Annotated in this window: 23 protein-coding genes; 4 read left to right on the forward strand and 19 right to left on the reverse strand. The window is 61.4% G+C overall.

Annotated elements, in window-relative coordinates; genetic code table 11:
- Positions 1 to 118 precede the first annotated feature (118 nt).
- The 9 genes from MRY17_RS01830 to ubiE are packed head-to-tail and all read right to left on the reverse strand — an operon-like array spanning position 119 to position 6,093.
- Positions 119 to 826, reverse strand: coding sequence for a 16S rRNA (uracil(1498)-N(3))-methyltransferase (locus tag MRY17_RS01830; protein WP_181282872.1), 708 nt, complete (start codon positions 824 to 826; stop codon positions 119 to 121).
- Positions 823 to 1,614 (reverse strand): twin-arginine translocase subunit TatC, encoded by a 792-nt coding sequence (tatC, locus tag MRY17_RS01835; RefSeq protein ID WP_065885722.1) that lies wholly within the window; start codon positions 1,612 to 1,614, stop codon positions 823 to 825. The genes MRY17_RS01830 and tatC overlap by 4 nt, the downstream gene beginning before the upstream one ends.
- On the reverse strand, positions 1,611 to 2,015 hold the full coding sequence (tatB, locus tag MRY17_RS01840; protein ID WP_243353191.1) for a Sec-independent protein translocase protein TatB: 405 nt from the start codon (positions 2,013 to 2,015) through the stop codon (positions 1,611 to 1,613). Before tatB ends, tatC begins: the two co-directional genes overlap by 4 nt.
- Positions 2,016 to 2,025: 10 nt before the next feature.
- Positions 2,026 to 2,304 (reverse strand): twin-arginine translocase TatA/TatE family subunit, encoded by a 279-nt coding sequence (locus tag MRY17_RS01845; protein WP_057724444.1) that lies wholly within the window; start codon positions 2,302 to 2,304, stop codon positions 2,026 to 2,028.
- A 25-nt stretch (positions 2,305 to 2,329) separates the two neighbouring features.
- On the reverse strand, positions 2,330 to 2,662 hold the full coding sequence (locus MRY17_RS01850) for a phosphoribosyl-ATP diphosphatase (RefSeq protein WP_057724443.1): 333 nt from the start codon (positions 2,660 to 2,662) through the stop codon (positions 2,330 to 2,332).
- 2 nt (positions 2,663 to 2,664) lie between these two features.
- Positions 2,665 to 3,057, reverse strand: a complete 393-nt coding sequence (hisI, locus tag MRY17_RS01855; protein ID WP_057008528.1) for a phosphoribosyl-AMP cyclohydrolase — start codon at positions 3,055 to 3,057, stop codon at positions 2,665 to 2,667.
- Between the two features lie 41 nt (positions 3,058 to 3,098).
- Positions 3,099 to 4,703: a ubiquinone biosynthesis regulatory protein kinase UbiB gene (ubiB, locus tag MRY17_RS01860; RefSeq protein WP_243353192.1), complete on the reverse strand. Its 1,605-nt coding sequence runs from the start codon at positions 4,701 to 4,703 to the stop codon at positions 3,099 to 3,101.
- Positions 4,700 to 5,323 carry a ubiquinone biosynthesis accessory factor UbiJ gene (locus tag MRY17_RS01865; RefSeq protein ID WP_243353193.1) on the reverse strand — a complete coding sequence of 208 codons (624 nt, stop codon included), beginning with the start codon at positions 5,321 to 5,323 and terminating at the stop codon, positions 4,700 to 4,702. The genes ubiB and MRY17_RS01865 overlap by 4 nt, the downstream gene beginning before the upstream one ends.
- A complete protein-coding gene (gene ubiE / locus MRY17_RS01870) occupies positions 5,323 to 6,093 on the reverse strand; it encodes a bifunctional demethylmenaquinone methyltransferase/2-methoxy-6-polyprenyl-1,4-benzoquinol methylase UbiE (protein WP_003171186.1) in 771 nt (256 codons plus the stop codon). Before ubiE ends, MRY17_RS01865 begins: the two co-directional genes overlap by 1 nt.
- Before the next feature lie 144 nt (positions 6,094 to 6,237).
- On the opposite strand from ubiE, the gene MRY17_RS01875 reads away from it, so the two are divergent.
- The 3 genes from MRY17_RS01875 (at position 6,238) to MRY17_RS01885 (ending at position 7,931) form a co-directional block, all read left to right on the forward strand.
- A complete protein-coding gene (locus MRY17_RS01875) occupies positions 6,238 to 6,513 on the forward strand; it encodes a polyhydroxyalkanoic acid system family protein (protein WP_181282868.1) in 276 nt (91 codons plus the stop codon).
- 104 nt (positions 6,514 to 6,617) lie between these two features.
- Complete coding sequence (locus MRY17_RS01880; protein ID WP_243353194.1) at positions 6,618 to 7,040, forward strand: phasin family protein; 423 nt, start codon at positions 6,618 to 6,620, stop codon at positions 7,038 to 7,040.
- A gap of 12 nt (positions 7,041 to 7,052) precedes the next feature.
- Positions 7,053 to 7,931: a phasin family protein gene (locus tag MRY17_RS01885; RefSeq protein WP_181282866.1), complete on the forward strand. Its 879-nt coding sequence runs from the start codon at positions 7,053 to 7,055 to the stop codon at positions 7,929 to 7,931.
- Between the two features lie 114 nt (positions 7,932 to 8,045).
- Here the strand turns inward: MRY17_RS01885 and MRY17_RS01890 are convergent, their stop codons facing one another.
- The 9 genes from MRY17_RS01890 to argS form a co-directional block, all read right to left on the reverse strand.
- On the reverse strand, positions 8,046 to 8,666 hold the full coding sequence (locus MRY17_RS01890) for a TetR/AcrR family transcriptional regulator (protein ID WP_181282865.1): 621 nt from the start codon (positions 8,664 to 8,666) through the stop codon (positions 8,046 to 8,048).
- Positions 8,667 to 8,693: 27 nt separating this feature from the next.
- Positions 8,694 to 10,376 (reverse strand): class II poly(R)-hydroxyalkanoic acid synthase, encoded by a 1,683-nt coding sequence (phaC, locus tag MRY17_RS01895; RefSeq protein WP_191955929.1) that lies wholly within the window; start codon positions 10,374 to 10,376, stop codon positions 8,694 to 8,696.
- Positions 10,377 to 10,465: 89 nt separating this feature from the next.
- Positions 10,466 to 11,311 carry a poly(3-hydroxyalkanoate) depolymerase gene (gene phaZ / locus MRY17_RS01900; RefSeq protein ID WP_057724434.1) on the reverse strand — a complete coding sequence of 282 codons (846 nt, stop codon included), beginning with the start codon at positions 11,309 to 11,311 and terminating at the stop codon, positions 10,466 to 10,468.
- An 86-nt stretch (positions 11,312 to 11,397) separates the two neighbouring features.
- Positions 11,398 to 13,077, reverse strand: coding sequence for a class II poly(R)-hydroxyalkanoic acid synthase (gene phaC, locus MRY17_RS01905; RefSeq protein WP_243353195.1), 1,680 nt, complete (start codon positions 13,075 to 13,077; stop codon positions 11,398 to 11,400).
- Between the two features lie 247 nt (positions 13,078 to 13,324).
- Complete coding sequence (locus MRY17_RS01910) at positions 13,325 to 13,702, reverse strand: gamma-butyrobetaine hydroxylase-like domain-containing protein (protein ID WP_243353196.1); 378 nt, start codon at positions 13,700 to 13,702, stop codon at positions 13,325 to 13,327.
- A gap of 148 nt (positions 13,703 to 13,850) precedes the next feature.
- Entirely contained in the window at positions 13,851 to 15,188 is a 1,338-nt protein-coding gene (gene hslU, locus MRY17_RS01915; protein WP_181282862.1) for an ATP-dependent protease ATPase subunit HslU, read from the reverse strand.
- A 37-nt stretch (positions 15,189 to 15,225) separates the two neighbouring features.
- Positions 15,226 to 15,756: an ATP-dependent protease subunit HslV gene (gene hslV, locus MRY17_RS01920; protein WP_003171209.1), complete on the reverse strand. Its 531-nt coding sequence runs from the start codon at positions 15,754 to 15,756 to the stop codon at positions 15,226 to 15,228.
- A gap of 256 nt (positions 15,757 to 16,012) precedes the next feature.
- Positions 16,013 to 16,714, reverse strand: coding sequence for an SPOR domain-containing protein (locus MRY17_RS01925; protein ID WP_124356680.1), 702 nt, complete (start codon positions 16,712 to 16,714; stop codon positions 16,013 to 16,015).
- 1 nt (position 16,715) lies between these two features.
- Positions 16,716 to 18,452, reverse strand: a complete 1,737-nt coding sequence (gene argS, locus MRY17_RS01930) for an arginine--tRNA ligase (RefSeq protein ID WP_243353197.1) — start codon at positions 18,450 to 18,452, stop codon at positions 16,716 to 16,718.
- Between argS and MRY17_RS01935 the strand changes: the two genes are divergently transcribed.
- Entirely contained in the window at positions 18,423 to 18,620 is a 198-nt protein-coding gene (locus MRY17_RS01935) for a hypothetical protein (RefSeq protein WP_122463934.1), read from the forward strand. The two genes, argS and MRY17_RS01935, sit on opposite strands and share 30 nt — an antisense overlap.
- 54 nt (positions 18,621 to 18,674) lie before the next feature.
- Here the strand turns inward: MRY17_RS01935 and MRY17_RS01940 are convergent, their stop codons facing one another.
- On the reverse strand, positions 18,675 to 20,894 hold the full coding sequence (locus MRY17_RS01940; protein ID WP_181282859.1) for a primosomal protein N': 2,220 nt from the start codon (positions 20,892 to 20,894) through the stop codon (positions 18,675 to 18,677).
- Positions 20,895 to 20,920: the final 26 nt, after the last annotated feature.

A 20,920-nucleotide genomic window follows, 5' to 3' on the forward strand; every position in this document is an offset into this window, starting at 1 on the left:
AGCGACGCAGTACCCCTGTGGGAGGGGGCTTGCCCCCGATAGCGGTGTATCAGCCACTAAATGTGGTGACTGATACTCTGCCATCGGGGGCAAGCCCCCCTCCCACACTGGATCATTGTCAGAACAAGCGGGCAAGCAGGGCGGTGACGGCGGTTTCAACCCGCAGGATGCGCGCGCCCAGTTGCACCGGCTGCAGGCCGGCCTTGCTCAGCAATTCGACTTCATAGGGGATCCAGCCACCTTCCGGCCCGATGGCCAGGGTCACCGCTTCATCCAGGCCACGGGGGCAAGGTGGGTAATCGCCGGGGTGGCCGATCAGGCCCAGGGTGCCCGCGGCCATGGCCGGCAAGCGATCCTCAACGAACGGCTTGAAGCGCTTCTCGATAATGATCTCGGGCAATACCGTGTCCCGCGCCTGTTCCAGGCCAAGGATGAATTGCTCGCGAATCGCTTCAGGCTCCAGGAACGGGGTCTGCCAGAAGCTTTTTTCTACGCGGTAGCTGTTGACCAGCACCACCTTCGGCACGCCCATGGCCGCCACCGTTTGCAGGACCCGACGCAGCATCTTCGGGCGCGGCAGGGCCAGCAGCAGGGTCAGCGGCAGTTTGCTCGGCGGCGTCTGGTCGAAGCTGACGTGCAGCTCCGCTTCCCCAGTTTCCAGGCGCAGCAGTTGAGCATTACCCATCAGCCCGCCAATGCGGCCCACGCGCAGGTTGTCGCCCACTACGGCGCGGTGGACCTCCTGCATATGCACCAGGCGCCGATCACGCAGCACCACCCGGTCGGCCGCGATAAAATCGGCCTCTTCCAGCAGCAGCAGGTTCACGGCTGGGTCGCTGGCGGCTGGTCGTCGTCGGCGGTCTGGTCATCCGGGTGTTCGCCACGCTTGCTGATCAAGCCGCTGAACAGGATGCCGATCTCGAACAGCATCCACATCGGCACGGCCAGCAGGGTCTGGGAGAAGATGTCCGGCGGGGTAAGGATCATGCCGACCACGAAGCAGCCGATGATCACGTACGGTCGGATCTTCTTCAGGTAAGCCACATTGACCACGCCGATCCACACCAGCAACACCACCGCCACCGGAATTTCGAAGGCCACGCCAAAGGCGAAGAACAGCGTCATCACGAAGTCGAGGTAGCTGGTGATGTCGGTCATCATTTCCACGCCGGCCGGGGTGGCGGCGGCGAAGAACTTGAAGATCAGCGGAAACACCAGGAAGTAGGCGAAGGCCATGCCGGTATAGAACAGCAGGATGCTCGACACCAGCAACGGCACGGCGATGCGCTTCTCATGCTTGTACAACCCCGGCGCGATGAAGCCCCAGATCTGATGCAGGATCACCGGGATCGCCAGGAACAGCGAGACCATCATGGTCAGCTTCAACGGCGTCAGGAACGGCGACGACACGTCGGTGGCGATCATCGTCGCGCCGGCCGGCAGATACTGGCGCAGCGGCGTGGAGACGAAGGTATAGATCTGCTGGGTGAAGGCAAACAGCCCGGCAAAGATGATGAAGATGGCCGCTACGCAACGCAGCAGGCGGGTACGCAGCTCGGTGAGGTGCGAGACCAGCGGCATGTGCTGGTCGTTTTCCGGTTTATCAGCGCTCATGGGGCTCGCGGCGGCAATGTAGGGTCATGGGGTGCGGGCGACGCAACGGGCGTCGGCGCAGGCTCGGTCGGCGCGGTCGGTGCCGGGGGGGCGGCTTGCGCCGCAGGCGCGATACTGTTGTGGGCCGCTGGTTCCACCGGCTTGGCGGGCTCCTGCACCGGCGACAGAATCTTGCGCGCCTCCTGCTCCAGCGACAGGATGTGTTCGTTATGCAGTTGCCGACGGATCTCGTCGGCACCGATTTCCCGTTCAACTTCCTGTTTGATCGCGTTGAAACTGCGCTTCAGGCGCCCGATCCACAGGCCGGCCGTGCGTGCTGCACCGGGCAGGCGTTCGGGCCCCAATACCAGCAGGGCCACGAGGCCGACGAGCAGCAGTTCAGAGAAGCTGATACCAAACATTAGTCAGTGCTCACGAGTCTTTGCGGGTCGGCTCTTCGACTTTTTCAGCCTGCACGTCGAAGGTGCGACGCTCGGTGATCGGCTGGGCGGCCTGCGGATGCACCGGCTGGGCCGGTGGAACCGGGTTTGCACTGGGTTCGGCCGGCTTTTCATCGTCGTTCATGGCTTTACGAAAACCCTTGATCGACTCGCCGACATCGGTACCCAGGTTCTTGAGTTTCTTGGTGCCGAACACCAGTACCACGACCACCAGAATGACGATCCAGTGTTTCCAGTCAAAAATACCCATGCTGCAAATCCTCGATAAAAGTTATTCAGGTGGACGGGCGTGCAGCCTTCTCGGCGTGCCCCGACAGGCCGAAGCGCCGGTCCAGTTCATCCAGCACGGCCTGTGGATGCTGCCCCAGTTGGGCGAGCATGACCAGGCTATGGAACCACAGGTCGGCGGTCTCGTAGATGACATCGCTGCAATCGCCGCTGATCTGCGCATCCTTGGCGGCAATGATCGTCTCGACGGATTCTTCGCCGAGTTTTTCCAGAATCTTGTTCAAGCCCTTGTGATACAGGCTGGCGACGTAGGAGCTGTCGGCATCCGCGCCCTTGCGCTCTTCCAGCACCTGGGCCACGCGGTTGAGGGTATCGCTCATGATCAGTGTCCTGCCGAATAAATGGCGTGCGGGTCTTTGAGCACCGGTTCCACCACCTTCCACTCGCCGTTCTCGAACACACGATAGAAGCAGCTGTGACGGCCGGTATGGCAGGCGATGCCGCCGATCTGTTCGACCTTGAGGATCACCACGTCGCCATCGCAGTCCAGGCGCAGCTCATGCAGCGTTTGCACATGCCCGGACTCCTCGCCCTTGCGCCACAGTTTGCCACGCGAACGTGACCAGTAGATGGCGCGCTGCTCGGCGGCGGTGAGGCTCAGGGCCTCGCGGTTCATCCAGGCCATCATCAGCACGCGCCCGGTCTTGTAGTCCTGGGCAATGGCCGGCACCAGGCCGTCACTGTCCCACTTGATCTCGTCCAGCCAGTCTTTCATGTTCGGCTCCGGCAATTTGCGACAGTGTATAACCGGATGGGTTATCGACGCACGATCAGATAAACGCCCACGGCGACCATGATCGCGGCCGGCCAGTAGCTCAGTTGATTCAACGGTCCGCCAATCGCCAGCATGACTCCACCCACCAGATGTGCGGCGCCGAGCAGGCGCAGGAACCAGTCGTCCCTGCGCTTGCGCCATGGCGGCTCCGGGTCCCTGGCGTGAGGCTGGGACATGCGTTCGAGCAGGTCACGGGTCATATTGGCCAGGTGCGGCAACTGTTCCATCTGGCTGTGCAGGTTGCCCAGCATGGTTTTCGGGCTCATTCGCTCACGCATCCAGCGCTCCAGGAACGGCTGCGCGGTGTTCCAGAGATCGAGGTCCGGATACAGCTGGCGACCCAGGCCTTCAATGTTGAGCAGGGTTTTTTGCAGCAGCACCAACTGCGGCTGCACTTCCATATTGAAGCGCCGCGCCGTCTGGAACAGACGCATCAGCACCTGACCGAAGGAAATATCCTTTAACGGTTTTTCAAAGATCGGCTCGCACACGGTGCGGATTGCCGCTTCGAATTCATTCAGCTTGGTTTCCGCCGGCACCCAGCCCGAGTCGATGTGCAGTTGCGCCACGCGGCGGTAGTCACGCTTGAAAAAGGCGAACAGGTTACGCGCCAGGTAGTCCTGGTCTTCGGGTGTGAGGCTGCCGACGATGCCGCAGTCGATTGCGATGTACTGCGGACTCCACGGATTCACGGTGCTGACGAAGATGTTGCCCGGGTGCATGTCGGCGTGGAAGAAACTGTCGCGGAACACCTGGGTGAAGAAAATTTCCACGCCGCGCTCGGCGAGCATTTTCATGTCGGTGCGCTGGTCGGCCAGTGTGGCGAGGTCGGTGACTTGCACGCCGTAGATGCGCTCCATCACCAGCACTTTGGGGCGGCACCAGTCCCAATACACTTGCGGCACGTACAGCAGCTGCGAGCCTTCGAAATTGCGGCGCAGCTGGCTGGCGTTGGCCGCTTCGCGCAGCAGGTCGAGTTCGTCGTAGATGGTTTTTTCGTAGTCGGCCACCACATCCACCGGATGCAGCAGGCGCGCATCGGCGGAGAACCGCTCGGCAGCGCGGGCCAGGATGAACAGCCACGCCAGGTCCTGGCCGATGATCGGCTTGAGGCCCGGGCGGATGACTTTCACCACCACTTCTTCGCCGCTCTTGAGCTGCGCGGCATGCACCTGTGCGACTGAGGCCGAAGCCAGCGGCTCGACATCGAAGCGGCTGAACACCTCGCTGATTTTCCTGCCCAACTGCTCTTCGATGAGTTTCATCGACAACTGCGAATCGAACGGCGGCACGCGGTCCTGCAGCAGCATCAGCTCATCGGCGATGTCTTCGGGCAACAAGTCGCGGCGCGTCGACAAGATCTGCCCGAACTTGATAAAGATCGGCCCCAGGTCCTGCAACGCCAGGCGCACGCGAGCACCTCGGCTCAGCTCCAGTTTTCTGCGCGGCAACCAGCGCCACGGCAGCACATAACGCACTGCCAGCAGGAACCAGGGCAGGGGCAGGGCAAACAGCAGGTCATCGAGGCGGTAGCGGATTACGACGCGCTGGATACGAAACAAACGGCGGACGGCGAGCAGCTTCATGCGTTATCGCTTGGATCAAGGGAACGGCTCAGGCGCTCGAAGCGGGCCTCGAGGCGTTCCAGGTCGATTTTGGCCTTGTCGAGCTCACGAAAGCGCGCTTGCGCTTCTCGTTGCCCGACCAGGGTGCGCGATTCTTCGCTCAGGTATTCGGCGAGGTTCTGGTTGAGGCTGGCGAACCCTTGCTGGTACCAGCGCGAACGGCTGCGCAGGTGCCCACTGAGCAGCTGGGTGGCGACGGGGCCGATCCAGCGCGAGAGTTCGAATTCCCAGTCCAGGTCCAGGTCCTGCAACACGGCGGCCAGGTCCATCAGCACCGCGCTGTCGCCTTCCAGCGCCACTTCGGGGCTGTGCAGGATAGCGGTCTTGTTGCGGCTCAACGCCAGGTGCAACAGGCTGGAGGCCGGCGCACGCAAGGTGCAGTCGGCCTCGGCGGCCCATTGCGTGGCGAGCAGCAGGCCTTCATCGCTGGGCAGGATAAACAGCTGCAAGGCGGGGCTGCGGCAATCGACGGCGATGACGTTGCCGGTCAGGTGCGCAAGCCGCGCCAGGGCGGTGCTGTCCAGGCGCAAAACACGGTTGAGCCCGTGTTCGACGCTGGCGACAAGGCCTGCGAGCAGCATCAGGGCTTGATGCCGCGGTGCAGGGCAACGATGCCCGAGGTCATGTTGTGGTAGGTCACGCGGTCGAAACCGGCCTCCACCATCATGGACTTCAGGGTTTCCTGGTCGGGGTGCATGCGGATCGATTCAGCCAGGTAGCGATAGCTCTCGGCATCATTGGTGATCAGCTTGCCCATCAACGGCATGAAGGCAAACGAATAGGTGTCGTACACCTTGGACATCAGCGCGTTGGTCGGCTTGGAGAATTCCAGCACCAGCAGGCGGCCACCCGGCTTGAGCACGCGCAGCATCGAGCGGATCGCGTCCTCCTTGTGGGTGACGTTGCGCAGGCCGAAGGCGATGGTCACGCAATCGAAGTGGTTGTCCGGGAACGGCAGTTTTTCCGCATCGGCCTGAACGAATTCGATATTGCCGGCCACGCCCTTGTCGAGCAGACGGTCGCGACCGACCTTGAGCATCGAGCCGTTGATATCGGCCAGTACCACCTGGCCGGTAGGCCCTACCAGCTTGGAAAATTTGGCTGCCAGATCGCCCGTGCCACCGGCGATATCGAGCACGCGATTGCCGGTGCGTACGCCCGACAGTTCGATGGTAAAACGCTTCCATAGGCGGTGCATGCCACCGGACAGCACGTCGTTCATCAAGTCGTACTTGGCGGCTACGGAGTGGAACACCTCAGCGACTTTTTCCGCTTTCTGGCTTTCCGGGACGTTCTTGAAGCCGAAGTGAGTGGTGGGTTCGGCATCGCTGCCTTTGCGCTGATCAGTCATATCGCTGTCACCAAAAGAGAATGCGGGACATGATAATCCCCGGGGCCTGCTTTGTCTTGGCAAGGCTGAAGGTAAGATAGGTGCTTATCGAGACCTTTTGCCGCATGGAAGGTTTCCAAGCCTCTATAGAAAGGAGTCATTGCAATGGCCCGCATCACCGTTGAGCGTGAGCATTCCCTGGGTAAAGCAGGCGCACGGGCGAAAGCCGACACGCTGGCGCAGAAACTCAAGGATAAGTATGGCGTGGAGTCGTCGTGGTCCGGCGATACCTTGAATCTCAAGCGGTCGGGTGTTGAAGGCACGGTTCAGGTCTTTGATGATTCATTGCGTATCGATGTGAAGCTGGGCCTGTTGATGTCGGCCATGAGTGGTCCCCTCAAGTCCGAAATCGAAAAAGCCCTGGATAAGGCGCTGGCCTGATTCGACGCTCTTAGGGTGCCGATTCTAATTTTTCACCCTACGTTGTGCCCAAGCCCCCAACTCCGGCGGGCGGTTCCTCCACCCGTTTCTACGTGAGGTGCACCATGGCCAACGTTATTTTGCAGAAAAAAATCGACAGTCAGACCACCGCTCTGAATGAGGTTAAACGCTATGCCCGCAAGATCTGGCTGGCGGGTCTTGGTGTTTATGCCAAGGTCGGCAGCGAGGGTGGCGAATACTTCAAAGAGCTGGTTAAGAGCGGTCAACATATTGAAAGTAAAAGCAAAAAAGTTGCCATTGAACAACTTGATGCCGCCAACAGTCAGATTGACCAAGTAAGGAGTAACGTCTCCAGCATCGGCCACCGAGTTGAAGTTCAACTGGATAAAGTTGAAAAAGCTTTTGACTCACGTGTTGCAAGTGCCTTGAATCGAATCGGCATTGCGTCTAAACATGACGTGGAGACACTCTCTGCTAAGCTCGAAGAGCTGACGGCATTGCTCGAACGTGTCGCGCGTAAACACTAAGGAGACATCGGGATGGCTGTTAAAAAAACTACTCAGAAAGAAAGCAGCTCGTGGGTCGGGGAAGTTGAAAAATATTCCCGAAAGATCTGGCTTGCTGGTTTAGGCGTTTACTCGAAAGTGAGCAGTGACGGCGGCAAATACTTCGAGACGCTGGTCAAGGACGGTGAGAAGGCCGAGAAGTTGACCAAGAGCACTGTGGGTAAAAAAGTGGACGCGGCCAAGGTGAGCGCAGGTTCGGCCAAGTCGAGCATTTCCGACACCTGGAACAAGTTGGAAGAAACTTTCGACAAGCGCCTCAACAGTGCTATTTCGCGACTGGGCGTGCCGAGCAAGGCTGAGCTGAAAACGCTGCACAGCAAGGTCGATACGCTGACCAAGCAAATCGAAAAGCTCACAGGCGCCAAAGTGGCGCCAGCCAAGACTGCTGCGGCCAAGCCTGCAGCAAAACCGGCCGCCAAACCTGCGGCTAAAACCGCAGCGGCAAAACCGGCCGCGAAAGCTGCCGCCAAGCCTCTGGTTAAAGCGGCTGCCAAACCGGCTGCAAAATCTGCGGCCAAGGCGCCCGCCAAAGCTGCTGCAAAACCCGCCGCCAAGCCGGCGGCGAAGACTGCCGCCGCCAAGCCAGCCGCAAAAGCTGTAGCGGCCAAGCCTGCCGCCAAGGCCGTCGCCAAACCTGCAGTTGTAAAACCCGCAGCCAAACCAGCCGCCACCAAACCAGCGGCAAAGCCCGCCGCCACGAAGAAGCCGGCGGTAGCGAAAAAACCAGCGGCAGCCAAGCCTGCAACTGCGGCGACAACCGCTTCCACAGCCAACTCGGTGTCCGCACCGACCCCCGCTGCTGCGACTCCGACTGCCACGTCGACAACCTCGACGCCATCCAGTCAGTCCTGATTCTTCCCAGGACACAAAAAATGCCCGACCTGCAAAGGTCGGGCATTTTTTATAACGCCGCGTTCACAGATCATTCCTATGCTCCCGCGTGGGAACGATCACGGTCAGCGGGCTTCAATCCAGGTCATCCAGGTATTTCAATGCGAACCTCTCGGTCGCCTGCCGTGCCGGCAGCAGCAGATGCGGCGCAACCAGCATCATGACTTGGTACACCACCACTCGCACCTCGCCCTTACGATCCAGGATTCGCTGGTAGTCCAGGGAAAACAGCAGCGTCATGGTGATCTGCTCCACCAGTTGCCCCAACGCCTGGGTATCACTGACCAGTTGCCCGGCCGTCTTCAATCGCGCGAGCAAAGAAGCCAGTGTTCGCTTGAGCGCCGTGAGCAGGTTGCGAATGCCCTTGGCCAGCTTCGGCAGACGCCCGGCCAGGTTCGACAGGTCCTGGAACAGAAAACGGTAATGGGCCATGCGCTCGACGATCAGGTGCAGGAATAGCCAATAATCCTCGGCTTGCAGTTGTGCATCGGCAGGTGGATCGAGCAGCGGCGCCAACTCGCACTGAAAGCGCTCGAACAGTCCCAGCACCAAAGGCTCCTTGCCATGGAAGTGGTAGTAGAGATTGCCGGGGCTGATCCCCATCTCATTGGCCACTTCCATCGTCGATACATTCGGCTCGCCCTTGTGGTTGAACAACTGCAGGGCACATTCGAGGATACGGTCGCGGGTCTTCATTCAGCCTTCTTGGTCTGATCGTTGAGCTCAGCGTATGCGCACGTAGGTGCCTGGCGCCGCTTCCATCGGTGGGTAGTTCTGGTTGCCCAGGGCGGTGAGGGTTTCGCGTTGCGCGCCCGAGCGTTGCTGGACCCACTCCAGCCACTGCGGCCACCAGCTGCCTTCGACGTGACTGGCGTCGTAGTACCAGGCGCGCGGGTCGCTGCTCAGCCTGGGGTTCTCGACGTAGTTGGCCTTGGGGTTGCCCGGCGGGTTGAGGATGCTCTGGATATGCCCGCTGTTGGACAGCACGAAGCGCCGCTCGCCGCCCAGCAGTTGGGCGGAGCGATACACCGCGTCCCAGGGTGTGATGTGGTCGTTGATGCCGGCCACGCTGAAGCTGTCTACCGTGACCTTGCGCAAGTCGATGGGGGTGCCGCACACCTCCAGGCCTCCCGGATGGCTCAGTGGGTTGTGCTTGAAAAAATCCAGCAGGTCGCCGTGCAGCGCGGCGGGCAGGCGCGTGTTGTCGTTATTCCAGTACAGGATGTCGAAGGCCGGCGGTTCCTTGCCCAGCAGGTAGTTGTTGACCCAATAGTTCCAGATCAGATCGTTGGGGCGCATCCAGGCGAACACCTTGGCCATGTCGCGACCGTCCAGCACACCTTGCTGGTAAGAACGGCGCTTGGCGGCTTCAAGGGTTTGTTCATCGGCGAACAACATGGCCGGGCCGTCGATCTGACTGTCGAGCAAGCTCACCAGGTAACTGGCGCTGGCGATGCGCCGCAACTGGCGCTTGGCTTGAAGATGGCCTTGCAGCGCGGCGATGGTCAGGCCGCCGGCGCAGGCGCCCATCAGGTTGACCTCGCGCGCGCCGGTGATCGCCCGGCAGGCGTTGAGGGCTTCTTCCAGCGCCGCCACGTAAGTCGACAGGCCCCATTCGCGATGCCGCACATCGGGGTTGCGCCAGCTGACCATAAAGGTCTGCAGCCCGTTTTTCAGCGCGTATTGCACAAAGCTGTTGGCCGGACTCAGGTCGAATATGTAGTACTTGTTGATTTGCGGCGGCACCACCAGCAAAGGCTTGGCGTATTGTTTTTCGCTCATGGGCTTGTACTGGATCAGTTCCAGCAGCTCATTGCGAAACACCACTGAGCCTGGAGTGGTGGCAACGGTCTTGCCGACTTCGAAGGCATGCTTGCTGACCTGACGCGGCAGGCCATTGTTGTGCAGCAGGTCCTCGAACAAATGGCTCACGCCACGCACCACACTGTTGCCGCCGGAGTTGAGCAACTCCTTGATCGCCAGCGGGTTGAGCAGCGTGTTGGATGGCGATACGGCGTCGTTGAACAAGGCGAACGCGAACTGCGCGCGTGCACGGTCGCCTGCGTCGAGGGCGCTGTCATCGATCCAGTTGCGCGTGTGTTTTTGCCAGCTCAAGTAGGCTTGCAGGCTGCGCCGGTACAGCGGGTTGAGCGTCCAGGTGGGGTCTTTGAAGCGGTTGTCGTTGGGGTTGGGCTCATGCACCGTGTCCCCCAGCAACACGCGGCCCAGTTGGCCGCCCAGGGCCAGGGCGTGGCGTGCGGTGTGCACCGGGTTGCGCAGGCCATGGGCCGCCACGGTACGCAGGGTCGACAGCAGGTCTCGACCACGCAGGCCGGTGATCGCGTTTTGCGCGTTGATGAACGCAGCGGGGATGGGCGCCGGGTTCGTCACGGGTCGTTCACGCATGAGCCAACACTCCTTCGTCAAGCCATCAAGAGGCACGCCAACTCAGAACCATAGTCGGTTCCTGGCAAGTTGCGCGGCGGTGGGGTCCTTCACACCGCCGGTCGCGGATGTATCACGGCGCGCAGGCGCTCTTCCTCGAGAAATTTCATGATGATCGGCGCCACGGCTTCGGCCCGGGTGATCAGGAATAAATGGCCATCGTCGATGATATGCAACTGTGCATTGGGGATGCGCCAGGCGAGCATGCGCATGTTGATCAGCGGAATCAGCGGGTCGTCGTCCCCGGCCAACACCAGGGTGGGCTGACGGATCTTGTGCAGCCAATGGATGCTGGTCCAGCCCAGCCCAGCGAACAGCTGCCAGTAGTAGCCCAGCTTGCCGGCCGAACGCACTTTGCTGGCATGTTCGGCGGCCAGCTTGGGGTCGCGGCGGAACGAACCGCCGTAAATCATCGGCGCGATGCGCACCACGTGGGACGGCTGGATATAGCGCCGGGGGCTGGCCATCAGCCACAACACCTTGGGCTTGCCCGGCACCATAAAGGCTCCGGCAGCCGTGGCCGCCAGGATCAGCTTCTTGCAGCGCTCGGGGTAGTCATAGGCGAACTGCTGCGCCAGCGCGCCACCCCAGGACACCCCCACCGCATTCACCTGGCCGTAATCCAGGTAATCGAGCATGCGCGCCGTCAGCTTGGCCAGGCCGGGGAAGCGATAGGGCCGGTTGGGCGTGGAGGAACCGCCCACGCCTGGCACATCGAAGGCGATCACTTCCAGGTCCGGGTCCAGGGCGTGGACGAACGGGAACACCAGCTCCAGGTTGGCGCCGATGCCGTTGAAGATCAGCAGCGGCGTCAAGTGCGGCTTGCCCGGGCGCACCGCCGTGCGGATGGCCTGGCCATCCAGGTCGATGGTGCGGAAGATGAACGGTTGCGGCATGCTCAAGCCCTGTGAAGTGTTACAGGAGAAATGCGGTCAAAATGTGGGAGGGGGCAAGCCCCCTCCCACATTGACCGCATTTCAATTTAGCGTTCGTGTACATAGGTGCCTGGTGCAGCTTCCGCCGCTGCGTACGTCTTGTTACCCAGGCTTGTAGGGGCTTTTTTCAACTTACCCGCCCGCTCCGCCTGCCACGCCTGCCAGTGCAGCCACCACGAATCGGTATGCTTGGTCGCGTTTTCCTGCCATTGCAGCGCAGTGCCCGCCAGGCCCTCACTGGTCTGATATCGCGACTTGGGATTGCCCGGCGGGTTGAGGATGCTCTGGATATGCCCGCTGCTGGACAGCACGAACTCCACTTTGCCGCCAAACAATTGCGCCGACTTGTAGCAGGACTGCCAGGGGGTGATGTGGTCGTTGGTGCCGGCCAATGAATAGATATCGGCGGTGACCTGTTTGAGGTCGATGGGCGTGCCGCACACTTCCAGGGCATTGGCGCGCACCAGCGGGTTGTTCTTGAACAGTTCGATCAGGTCGCCATGGAAGGCGGCCGGCAGACGCGTGGTGTCGTTATTCCAGAACAGGATGTCGAACACCGGTGGCTCATTGCCCAGCAGGTAGTTGTTCACCCAGTAATTCCAGATCAGGTCGTTGGGTCGCATCCACGCGAACACCTTGGCCATGTCACGGCCTTCCAGTACGCCGGCCTGGTAGGAATGGCGCTTCGCCGCTTCGAGCGTCTGTTCATCGACGAACAGCGCCACCTGGGTATCCAGCGTGGTATCCAGCACACTCACCAGCAACGTCAGGGCGTTGACTTTTTTCTCCCCCAGCGCCGCGTAGTGGCCCAGCAGCGCCGTGCAGGTGATGCCGCCGGAGCAGGCGCCGAGCATGTTGATATCTTTGCTGCCGGTGATCGCCGTGACCGCATCGACCGCTTCCTTGAGCGCCTCGATATAGGTCGACAGGCCCCACTCGCGCTGCGCCTTGGTCGGGTTGCGCCAGCTGACGATAAAGGTCTGCTGCCCATTGCGCAGGCAGAAGCGCGCCAGGCTCTTATCCGGGCTCAGGTCGAAGACATAGAATTTGTTGATCTGCGGCGGCACCACCAGCAGCGGGCGTTCGTGCACCTGCTCGGTGATGGGCCTGTACTGGATCAGCTCCAGCACATCGTTGCGAAATACCACCGCGCCTTCGGTGATACCCAGGCTCTTGCCCACTTCAAAGGCACCCATGTTGACCTGGCTTGGCATCCCGCCGTTGTGCACCATGTCCTTGGCCAGGTGGGACAGGCCATCGAGCAGGCTTTTGCCGCCGGTTTCAAAGAAGCGTTTGACCGCCGCCGGGTTGGCTGCGCTGTTGGTGGGCGCCATGGCTTCAGTCATCAGGTTGATCACGAAGTGGCCGCGACTGATGTCCTGTTCCGATAGATTGCTGTCGCCGATCCAGTCATGCAGTTCCTTGCGCCACGCCAGGTAAGTCTGCAGATAACGTTTGTAGAGCGGGTTCTGGCTCCAGGCCGGGTCATGGAAGCGCCGGTCATCGCTCTCCGGCACCAGCGCCGATCTGCCGAACATGACGTTCTTGAGCTCCACCCCGAAATGGGCGACATGTTTGACGCTGTGCAACGGTTGCTTGATGGCTTGGGTCAGCACCATCTTCGCCGAGGCCAATAGATCCTTTTTGCGTAACGCGATGATCGGGTTCAACCCCAGGGTGTTTTCCGAGGCCTGGCGTTTCAAATCATCGTTATTCTTGTTACTCATCTACGACGCTCCATTGTCCGAAAGACGAGTACCGGCGATTTCCGCGCACCCATTTCGATACACGACACCAGCCTGGTACTGCGCTCGGGTGACCGTTGATACCGCATCGTCAAATGCAGGGAACTTGCCAGTTCCATTGGTTACCCGAGTTTAATTTTTTTCGCAAGCGGGCCAATCGTTGACCACGCGACAGGGCATTCAAGCAGATGAAATTAGAAAATGCCCTCTAAAGAGCAAGAGGCCTGGACTAGAGCATCAGCCGCACGACCGACTGACTCGGGTCGCGGGTTTTCCCGGCAGCTTTGAGTTCAGCGAGGTAATCGGCCCACAGCGCGTTCTGACGCACGGCCAGTTGATAAAGATAGTCCCAGGTGAACAGTCCGCTGTCATGACCGTCGTCGAAGGTCAATTTGAGGGCGTACTGGCCGGCCGGTTCCAGCTTGATCAATTTAACGTTGAGCTTGCCGAATTGCAGGATGGGCTTGCCGTGGCCCTGGACCTCGGCGGAAGGCGAGTGCACGCGCAGGAATTCGGCGGGCAGTTGGTAGGTTTCGTCCGGCCCGTAGGTGAGACCCAGGGTATTGGAGGCTTTATGCAGGTTTACAGCAGTAGGAAATTTCGACATGGAGATAACCCTGAAGGAACCGGCTTGAACAATGTGGGAGGGGGCTTGCCCCCGATAGCCGTGTGTCAGTCAGCATACATCTGTCTGACAGACCGCTATCGGGGGCAAGCCCCCTCCCACATTGAAGCGAAGCAGTTCTGTGTGAGGCTTACAGAATATAGCGCGACAAGTCTTCGTTCTGCGCCAGTTCGCCCAGATGGCTGTTGACGTAATCCGCGTCGATCCTGATCGCTTCGCCATTCTGCGCACCGGCCATGTCGCCGGCACTGAAGGACACCTCTTCGAGCAGGCGCTCAAGCAAGGTGTGCAGGCGACGTGCACCGATGTTCTCGGTCTTCTCGTTGACCTGCCAGGCAATCTCCGCCAGGCGCTTGATCCCGTCCGGCTGGAATTCGATGCCCAGGCCTTCGGTTTTCAGCAATTCCCGGTACTGCTCGGTAAGCGAAGCATGCGGCTCGCTGAGAATGCGCTCGAAATCGCCCGGGGTCAGCGCCTTGAGTTCCACGCGGATCGGCAGGCGGCCTTGCAGCTCAGGTACCAGGTCGCTCGGCTTGCTCAGGTGGAAAGCACCGGACGCGATAAACAGAATGTGGTCGGTCTTGACCATGCCCAGCTTGGTGTTCACGGTGCAGCCTTCGATCAGCGGCAGCAGGTCGCGCTGTACGCCTTCGCGGGACACATCGACACCGCCGGAATTGCCGCGCTTGGCCACCTTGTCGATCTCATCGATAAACACGATGCCGTGCTGCTCGACCGCTTCCAGGGCCTTGGCCTTGAGTTCTTCTTCATTGACCAGGCGTCCGGCTTCTTCGTCGCGCACCAGTTTCAGTGCTTCCTTCACCTTGAGCTTGCGGCTTTTCTTCTTGCCCTTGCCCATGTTGGCAAACAGATTCTGCAACTGGCTGGTCATTTCTTCCATGCCAGGTGGCGCGGAAATATCGACCCCGGACACTTCGGCCACTTCGATCTCGATTTCCTTGTCGTCCAGCTGGCCTTCACGCAGACGCTTGCGGAACAGCTGGCGGGTGTTGGAATCCGATGACGGCGCGGCGTCTTCGTTGAAACCCATGCGGGCCGGTGGCAACAGCGCGTCGAGGATACGTTCTTCGGCGGCGTCTTCGGCGCGATGGCTGACCTTGGTCACTTCCTGTTCGCGCAGCATTTTCAGGGCGGCGTCGGCCAGGTCGCGGATGATCGACTCGACATCGCGGCCCACATAGCCGACTTCGGTGAACTTGGTGGCTTCGACCTTGATGAACGGAGCATTGGCCAATTTGGCCAGGCGCCGGGCGATTTCGGTTTTGCCGACGCCGGTCGGGCCGATCATCAGGATGTTCTTGGGCGTCACTTCAACGCGCAGTTCTTCGGGCAGTTGCATCCGGCGCCAGCGGTTACGCAGCGCAATGGCAACGGCGCGCTTGGCATCGTCCTGGCCGATGATATGGCGATTGAGTTCATGGACGATTTCGCGGGGAGTCATTGACATAGTGTTTGGCGGCCTCAAGCGCGAATAAGCCAGCGGCTTATTCGGCGAGGTCCTGCTCCTCAATGGTCTGGTTGTGGTTGGTGAACACGCAGATATCGCCAGCGATACCCAGGGCGGTCTCGACAATTTCACGCGCCGACAGGTCGGTCTTCTTCAAGAGTGCGCTGGCTGCGGCTTGTGCATAGCCGCCACCGGAACCCATGGCGATCAGGCCATGTTCAGGTTCAACCACATCGCCGTTGCCGGTAATGATCAGGGAAGCGTCTTTGTTGGCGACCGCCAGCATGGCTTCGAGGCGGCTGAGGGAGCGGTCGGTGCGCCATTCCTTGGCGAGTTCGACGGCGGCGCGCACCAGGTGGCCCTGGTGCTTTTCGAGCTGGCCCTCAAAACGTTCGAACAGGGTGAAAGCGTCGGCGGTAGCACCGGCGAACCCGGCGAGAACCTGGCCGTGGTACAGGCGACGCACTTTCTTGGCGTTGCCTTTCATCACGGTATTACCCAAGGAAACCTGGCCGTCGCCGCCCATGACGACTTTGCCGTGGCGACGTACTGAAACGATGGTGGTCAAGGGGAGAGTCTCCACGCAGCGGGGCGAAAATGCCCTGATGGAACTCATATGGGGGTGGCGGGGGGGATTTCAACCGTAGGACGGCAGGGCGGACGAGTGGCAGTTATAGGCCAGGCATGATCTTCAGACCGATGAAAATCAAATGTGGGAGGGGGCTTGCCCCCGATAGCGGTGTATCAGTCGCTGAATATATTGACTGGTCTACCGCCATCGGGGGCAAGCCCCCTCCCACATTAGCCCTGCTATGTCTTCGAGATCAGCGGCTCTGGCGTTGTTGTAACAGCAGGTTGCTAAACCCGGCGCCAGCCAATTGTTTCTGCGCCACCGTCAGTTGTTCACGGTTGCTGAACGGGCCGACCAGCACGCGATACCAGGTCGCCTCCTTCACGGTGCCGGATTCCACCGTCACCGCCTGGCCCAGCAGAATGATCTGTGCGCGTACCCGGTCCGCGTCCGCCTGTTTGGGGAACGAGCCCGCCTGCAGGAAGAACTTGGTCACCGGCGCCGCCTTGGTCTCTGCCACTGGGGGCGCCGGAGGCGGAGTAATGCCCGCCAGTGCGGCCTGGGCGCGAGCGGTGTCGATCTTCGCCGCTTCGGCTGGGGTTACCGGCGTGGTCGGCACTTGCGGCGTCGGCAGGGTTTTCTCCGGCACGGCGTCGGGCGGCACGATTACTTCTGATTCCGGCAGCAGCGTATAGAAGTCGTACTTGGGTTTCACCGGAACCGTCGGGCTCGGCGCCGTCTTGTTGGCCTCGGCGATTTTCGTGGCTTTCTGCTGCTCCTGTTTGACGCGCTTGACGTCATCGCCCTGGCCGGGCTCCAGCTTCATCAGAAAGACAACGAATGCGCCGACCGTGAGGCCGATCGCCATCCACAGCCAACCCGGAATCGGCTGCTTGGCCGGGGCCTGGTAGCGGCTGGCGCCGCGCTTGGGTGCAGGTTTTTTCTTGGCGGCCAACTTACATGCGCTCCAGAGTTTCCAGGCCCAACAGCTCCAGGCCTTGCTTTAGGGTCCGTCCAGCCAATGCGGCAAGGCGCAGGCGACTCTGCTTCTGGGCTTCATCGTCGGCGCTGAGGATCGGGCAGTTCTCGTAGAAGCTGGAAAACAGGCCGGCCACTTCGTACAGGTAGGTGCAGAGGATATGCGGCGTGCCTTTCTCGCCGACGCTGTTGAGCACTTCGCCGAACTGCGCAAGCTTGGCGGCCAGTTCCTGCTCATGAGGTGCATCCAGCACGATGTGGCCTTCGACCTCGCTGAAGTCTTTGCCCAGCTTGCGGAACACACCGGCCACACGGGTGTAGGCGTACAGCAGGTAGGGGGCGGTGTTGCCTTCGAAGTTGAGCATCAGGTCGAAGTTGAAGCTGTAGTCGCTGGTGCGGTGCTTGGACAGGTCGGCGTATTTCACCGCGCCAATGCCGACCACGCGGGCGATATTTCGCAGATCGGCCTCGGCCAGTTCCGGGTTCTTTTCCTTGACCAGGCTGTAGGCGCGCTCCTGGGCTTCGGTCAGCAGGTCGACCAGCTTCACGGTGCCGCCATCGCGGGTCTTGAACGGGCGGCCATCGGCGCCGTTCATGGTGCCGAAACCCATGTGTTCCATGTGCATCGGGTGGGTGACGAAACTGGCGCGGCGCGCCACTTCGAATACCTGCTGGAAGTGCAGGGCCTGGCGCTGATCGACGAAATACAGCGCGCGATCGGCCTTGAGCACGCCGCTGCGGTAGCGTACGGCGGCCAGGTCGGTGGTGGCGTAGAGATAGCCGCCATCGGCCTTGACGATGATCACCGGCAGCGGCTCGCCATCGGCGGTCTTGAATTCTTCAAGGAATACGCACTGCGCACCGTTGCTCTCGACCAGCAGGCCCGCGGCCTTGAGGTCGTTGACTACGTTGATCAGGTCGTCGTTATAGGCGCTTTCGCCCATCACGTCGGCCATGGTCAGCTTGACGTTGAGCAGCTCATAGATTTCCTGGCAGTGGGACAGGGAGATGTCGCGGAACCGACTCCACAGTTCCAGGCATTCCTGATCCCCGGCTTGCAGCTTGACCACCAGGCTGCGCGCGCGGTCAGCAAATTCTTCGGATTCGTCGAAGCGCTTCTTGGCGGCGCGGTAGAAGTTTTCCAGGTCGGCCAGCTCGTTGCTGGTGATCGGGTTTTCCTGCAGGTAGGCCATCAGCATGCCGAACTGGGTGCCCCAGTCGCCCACGTGGTTCTGACGGATGACGGTGTCGCCGAGAAATTCCAGGACCCGCGCCACACCGTCGCCGATGATGGTCGAGCGCAGGTGGCCGACGTGCATCTCCTTGGCGAGGTTGGGCGCCGACAGGTCGATGACCACGCGCTGGCTGTCGCCGGCCTTGCGTGCGCCGATGTGGGCATCGGCCAGGGCGGCATCCAGGCGCGCGGCCAGGGCCTGGGTGTTCTGGAAGAAGTTGATAAAGCCCGGGCCGGCGATTTCGGCCTTGGTGACACTGGCGTCGGCCGGCAGCGCGGCGATGATTTTTTCCGCCAGGTCGCGGGGCTTCATGCCGGCCGGCTTGGATAGCATCATCGCGATGTTGCTGGCGAAGTCGCCGTGGGTCTTGTCGCGGGTGTTCTCCACCTGGATCGCCGGCGACAGGCCTTCAGGCAACACACCTTCGTTGACGAGTTGGGTGAGGGCTTGTTGGATCAGCTGGCGAATGGTGTCTTTCATGGTGTTCTCTTTCGACCGCAAGCGGCGGCGCGCGATGCGCAGGTGGAAAAACTGGGCATTATCCGTGGCGAGGGCGGGCTTGCCAACCGTTCCGGACCTGTGGAGCATTTTGTAGGAGCGAGCTTGCTCGCGAAAATCGTCAACGATAACTCGGGCTTCCTGATTTAACGCGGTGTTCTTGAGTTTTTCGCGAGCAAGCTGGCTCCTACAGTGGTGGCTGGATCAGTACAGGTCTACCGGGTCCACATCCAGTGACCATCGCACCTGCCGGCCGCCGGGCATTTGCTCCAGGGCAAGCAACCAGCTGCTTAATAGCCGATGCAGCGGTGCACGGGACGTTGCCTGCAACAGTAGCTGGGCGCGATAGCGCCCGGCGCGGCGTTCCATGGGCGCGGGCACCGGGCCGAGCAGTTCGATGCCGCTCAGACCCAGCTCTACCAGCAAACGTTCAGCGGCGCTGCAGGCTTCGTCCAGAAAACCTTCGGCCTGCCCCGGTTTATGCGCCTCGGCGCGCAGCAGCGCCAGGTGCGCAAACGGCGGCAACCCGGCGGCGCGGCGCTCGCTCAACGCCTGTTCGGCGAAGGCAAAGTAACCTTGTTCGGTCAGTTGAATCAGCAGTGGGTGGTCGGCCAAGTGCGTCTGGATAATCACTCGGCCCGGCTCTTCGGCCCGACCTGCGCGGCCGGCGACCTGCACGATCAACTGCGCCATGCGCTCGCTGGCGCGAAAGTCGCCGGAGAATAAACCGCCGTCGGCATCCAGGATCGACACCAGGGTCACCCGAGGGAAGTGGTGCCCTTTGGCGAGCATCTGCGTGCCGACCAGAATGCACGGCTGGCCTTTCTGGATCGTGGCAAACAATTGGTTCATTGCGTCTTTGCGCGACGTGCTGTCACGGTCCACTCGCAGCACCGGGTAATCCGGGAACAGGATGCCCAGGCGCTCTTCGGCGCGCTCGGTACCCGCACCGACCGGGCGCAGGTCGACCTTGCCGCACTGCGGGCAGTGGCGCGGTACAGGCTCGACATGGCCGCAGTGATGGCAGCGCAGTTCGCCGTAGCGCTGATGCACGGTCATGCGCGCATCGCAACGCTCGCATTCGGACATCCAGCCACAGTCATGACACAAAAGCGTCGGCGCAAAACCGCGACGGTTGAGGAACACCAGGACTTGCTGGCCGGCGGCGAGGGTCTGGCCGATGGCTTGCTGCATCGGGCCGGAAATACCGCTGTCCAGCGGTCGGCTTTTTACATCCAGGCGCAGGAAGCGCGGTTGCTTGGCGCCGCCTGCGCGCTCATTCAGGCGTAGCAGGCCATAACGGCCGGTGTAGGCGTTATGCAGGCTTTCCAGGGACGGCGTGGCCGAACCCAGCACAATCGGGATGTCCTCCTGGCGCGCGCGCACCAGCGCCAGGTCGCGGGCGTGGTAACGCAGGCCTTCCTGCTGTTTGTAAGAGCCGTCGTGTTCTTCGTCGATGATGATCAGCCCCGGATTTTTCATCGGGGTGAACAGCGCCGAGCGCGTGCCGATAATAATGTCGGCTTCGCCGTCCCGCGCCGCCAGCCACGACTCCAGGCGCTCACGGTCGTTGACGGCCGAGTGCACCAGGGCGATGCGTGCGTTGAAACGCTGTTCGAAACGCGCCAGGGTCTGCGGGCCGAGGTTGATCTCGGGGATCAGCACCAGCGCCTGTTTGCCAGCTTGCAACGTCTCGCGGATCAACTGCAAATACACTTCCGTCTTGCCGCTGCCAGTGACGCCGGCCAGCAGGAACGCATGGAAACTGTCGAACCCTGCGCGGATCGCTTCATACGCGGCGCGTTGCTCGGGATTCAGTGGCAGCTCCGGCTGGGCCAGCCAGTGTTCATGGCGCGGGTCGGGGGCGTGCTTGCGAATTTCCACCTGCACCAGGCCTTTGGCGAGCAACAGGTCGAGGCTGTCCTTGCTCAGCATCAGCTTGCTCAACAGCTGATGGGCCACGCCGTGGGGATGCTGCGCCAGGGTGGCCAGGGCTTCACGCTGGCGCGGAGCGCGGGCGATGCGCGGGTCGTCCAGGCGCGCGCCGGGCACCATCGACCAGAAGCGCTCCTGGCGCGCTTCGGCCAGTTCGCCCTGGCGCAGCAGCACCGGCAGCGCCCAACTCAACGTGTCGCCCAGGCTGTGCTGGTAATACTGCGCGGTCCACAGGCACAGCTTGAACAGCGCGGGCGGCAGCGGCGCAGTGGCGTCGAGGATGGCGATGGCCGGCTTGAGCTTTTCAGCGGGCACTTCGCTGTGGTCGGTGACTTCCACCAGGATGCCGATCATTTCCCTGCGCCCGAACGGCACGCGCACGCGCATGCCGGGTTCCAACTGCGCACGCGGCACACCGGCCGGCGCCCGGTAATCGAACAGACGGCGCAGGGGCGAGGGCAGGGCTAGGCGCAAAATGGCGTCGGGCACGCGGGGGTCTCATTCAGGCAGGTGGT

It is taken from the genome of Pseudomonas orientalis (assembly GCF_022807995.1).
In the GTDB taxonomy this organism is placed as follows: domain Bacteria; phylum Pseudomonadota; class Gammaproteobacteria; order Pseudomonadales; family Pseudomonadaceae; genus Aquipseudomonas; species Aquipseudomonas orientalis_B.